At 65.6% G+C, this 3,949-nt stretch carries 2 protein-coding genes; one reads left to right on the top strand and one right to left on the bottom strand.

What is annotated here, in order from left to right; all coding sequences use genetic code 11:
• Nucleotides 1-13 precede the first annotated feature (13 nt).
• Nucleotides 14-2,104, bottom strand: a complete 2,091-nt coding sequence (locus tag VGD20_RS17760) for a TonB-dependent receptor (RefSeq protein WP_331135707.1) — start codon at nt 2,102-2,104, stop codon at nt 14-16.
• A gap of 195 nt (nt 2,105-2,299) precedes the next feature.
• Between VGD20_RS17760 and VGD20_RS17755 the strand changes: the two genes are divergently transcribed.
• The coding region (locus tag VGD20_RS17755) for a DUF3857 domain-containing protein (protein WP_331135706.1) at nt 2,300-3,949 on the top strand (1,650 nt) is incomplete at its 3' end.

Genomic DNA, 3,949 nt, shown 5'->3' with positions numbered 1-3,949 from the left:
ACGGTCGCGATACCTACAGCGTCCCCGTCACCGTCAGCTGGAAAAACTGTCCGAACTTGCGCAACCGCTGTTCGTTGAACGCGACCAGCCCGTCGCGGCGGTCGACGAACACCGTCCGGTCGAACCCGTCCTTCATCCCCGCGAGATTGCGGTACGACAGCTTCACGGTGAACCCTGCGACGTCCTTGTGCTCGACGAAGGCGGTGACGAACGGCCCGTCGGTGAACTCATGCTCGATCGCGCCGAGCCGCAGGTTCGGGCTGTATCGTTCGTCGAAATAACCCGCGCCCCACGCAAGGTTCGTGGCGGGGATATCGTGGCGCAGGCTCAGGTCGACGATATAGTCCTGCCCTTCGCTCTGGTCGCGCCATACGCTTGTCAGCGGGTCGCGTACGCGGTTGCGCCGCCAAGTCAGGTCGCCGTTGATCCGTGCCCCTTTCCATCCCAGCCGGTCGAGCAGCAGGGTCGCCTTCGAACTGATGCGATACAGGTGCGCGGGCGGCAAATTGCCGCGTCCTTCGGTTGTTTCCGACAGCGGGATCTGGTCGACCAGATCCTGCGCATAGGCATAGGCGAAAGCGACCGACGCATTGCCCCACGCGCCCATGTCCTGCACGAACTCGAGCTCGGTGCGGTTGACCACGGGCGGGACGAGCAGGCCATTGCCGTCATTCCCCTGCCCGTTCGCGACATCGACCGAGCTGGCGAAATCGAAAAAGTCGAGCTGGTCGACGCGCCGCTGTAACTGATAGTTGATCGTCGTTTTCGGTCCGACCTTCCATGCGAGCGCCAGCTTGCCCTTCGGCCGGACGAAGCGGCGCGTCAGCCCGCCGGGCCCCGACGAGGTCAGCTCGCTATATTCGGCGCCCAGGTTCAATTGCGCGGTCAGATTGGATGCCAGCGCGCGTCCCCAGGTCAGCGACGCCTCGCCGCGCTTTTCCTCGACCCTGGTCTTTTCGCCGCCGAAGGCCACCGGGAGGAAGCTGCCGTCCGCCTGCAGCCGTGCGAATTCGGCATCGACATCGAGCGTGTTGTACGCGCCCTCGAGCGCGACCTGCCAGTCGGTGCCGCCCGCGGAGCGCCAGCTATATTCGCCGCGCAGGATCGACTCGCCCTCGTCGGCGGTCTGGCTGAACCGCTCGCCGCTGCGTCCGCCGATTTCGCGATCGACGATGAAGGTGTCGACGAAGGGACTGTGCTCGAACCGGTAAAGCCCGATCAGCTTGAGCCGTCCCTTGCCCAGCCCCAGCTCGTAATCGCCGCCGATGTCGTAATTATGCTCGTCCTCGGTGAAGCGGAACAGCTCGCCGACGGCGCCGGCGCCGGGCTGGACCGACGTCCCGATGACCCGGTCGTCGAGCCGGACCAGCTGGCCGCCGAGGTTGAAATTCCACTTGTTGCCATTGCCCGCCGTGCGTGCAAGCGCAGCCGACAGGCGCGGCTGGTCGGCATTATAGCGCCCGAATTCGTCGCGCACGAACGACAGCGCGCCGTCGGCGTCGAACCGCCGCTCGGGGCCCCAATGCCCCTGCCGCCGCGCCTCGTTCTTCAGGCTCAACGTCAGATTGGTGCCGCCGATCTGGCCCGTCGTCGAAATCTCGCCGTTCAGCCAATTGTCCTCGAGCCGCGGCCGCCATTCGGGTTGCCAGCGGATCGTCGTCTTGAACCCGCCGCTCCCTGCGCCTGCGACCAGCACCACATTGGCGACCTGTCCGGTCAGCCCGGGGACATTCAGTCCCGCGCCGTCGACGATATCGATATGCGCAACCTCGGCTGCGGTGATGCGCGCCAGCGCGGTGCGCGCATCGGTCGCCTTGTTCGCGATGCGCTCGCCGTTGATCAGAACATTTTCGGTCGCCTGCCCCAACCCGCGATCCCCGCCGTTGGTCCCGGTGACGATCAGGAACCCGGGTACCTTCTCGACCATGTCGAGCGCGGTGCGCGGCGCGAAACGCGTGAAGTCGGCTGGCGTGTAACGCTGCGCGCCGTTCGCGGCCACCGGTACCGCGGCGGGCGCGTCGCCCGTCGCTTCCTGTGCGGACAGGGATGTGGTCGATGACAACAGGATCGCCGCGAACGACGTCCGGTAGATAAAGGCCGGCATGGCTCCCCCCAATCGCGCCGCGATCAAAGTGCAGCCCGTCCTTATGCGAATAGTTCGCAATAATGAAATTTCGTGCGCTTGTCTACCAACGGCGCATATGGCTCGACGAGTGTCGCGACAGCGCTTTGTCGGCGCACGTCTTGCGTCCCGGCCCATTTTTGACATGATACCGGGAACTGCCGGGGGGGACTGAAATTGCGCATAACGGGTTGGATATTGTTCGCGCTCGCGCTTGCGCCTGCGTCGGCGAAAGCCGAGGATAGCCAGATCAGGCTGGGACCGGTGCCCGACTGGGTGGTCCCGTCGGAATTGATGCCGGTTCCGGAGGGGGCGAGCGGTACGCTCTTTGTCCGCCGGCAGGATGTCGTTGCCCATCTCGACGATCAGGGACAGGCGCAATATCTCGGCTACCGGATGCGGCTCCTCCACACCAATGCCCTGCAACTCGGCAACATCTCGATCGCATGGAACCCCGTGTCGGGGCCGCCGGTGGTGCATATGATCAATGTCCATCGCGACGGTGCCGCGATCGACGTGCTCAAAAACGCGTCCTTCGAAATATTGCGCCGCGAGGACCAGCTCGAAGCCGCGGTACTCGACGGCGTATTGACGGCGGTGCTGCGCGTGCCTGACCTGCGTGTCGGGGACGAACTCGAAGTCGGCCTGACCACACGGTCGAACGATCCCACGATGGCAAGGAATGACTCGGGTATTCTCTTCCTGTTGCCGAGCCCCCAGCCCGGCCGGTTTCGCCTCGGGCTCAACTGGGACGAGGGCCACAAGCCCAACCTCAGGATGACCCCGGACATGGCGGCGGTCGCGCGGCGCGGTGAGCGCAGCGTCGACTTCCCGTTCGACAATCCGGGGGCGATGACGCCGCCAAAGGATGCGCCCGCCCGCTTCCAGTGGCAACGGCTGGTCGAGTACAGCGATTTCGCCGACTGGGCCGCGGTATCGCGGCATTTCGCACCGCTTTACGCCAAGGCCGCGCATCTTTCCGAAAGCTCGCCGCTCAAGGCGGAGGCGCGGCGTATCTCGTCGGCGCATCCTCGCCCGCTCGACCAGGCGGCGGCCGCACTCAAGCTGGTCCAGCAGGACGTCCGCTATATCTATGTCGGCCTCGGAAACGGGAACCTGACGCCGGCCACCGCCGACGAGACCTGGAAGCGCCGCTATGGCGACTGCAAGGGCAAGACCGCGCTGCTGCTCGCGCTGCTCGCCGAGCTGGGTATCGAGGCCGAAGCCGTCGTCGTCAACAATCAGGGCAATGACGACGGCTTCGACGAACGATTGCCGAATCCCGGACTGTTCGATCATGTCCTCGTCCGCGCGCGCATCGACGGCAAGATCTATTGGCTGGATGGCACGCTGCCGCCGGTCGCAGCGCCCGCATCCGATCCGGTAATCGACTATCGCTGGGTCCTGCCGCTCGGTGCGCGAGGCAGCAATCTGGAAAAGCGCGAGTGGCGCCCGGCCGGCCGGCCGGACGAGATCAGCCTGTACGAGATCGACGCGCGCGCCGGTTTCGATCGGCCCGCGCGCGTGACGAACACGACCATCACCCGCGGGATCGCGGGCCTGCAACAACAGGCGCAGCTGTCGGGGCTCAGCGCCGACCAGTTGCTGACGGGGCTGCGACAGCAACTGGTCGGCAACACCTGGCAGACGGTCGACGAGGTCAAATTGCACTATGACCAGAAGGCCGCGGCGAGCGTGCTGACGGTCGTCGGTTCGTGGGGGGTCGACTGGGAAAAGGATGCCGGCGCGCGGTCGCTGGCTTTGCCGGGCGGCGGTTTCAGCTCGCCCGAAAAGCGACTTCGGCCGCCGGACCAGAATCAGAATCTG

Source organism: Sphingopyxis sp., from assembly GCF_036402335.1.
In the GTDB taxonomy this organism is placed as follows: Bacteria; Pseudomonadota; Alphaproteobacteria; order Sphingomonadales; family Sphingomonadaceae; genus Sphingopyxis.
This window is presented reverse-complemented; position numbering and strand designations above follow the sequence as displayed.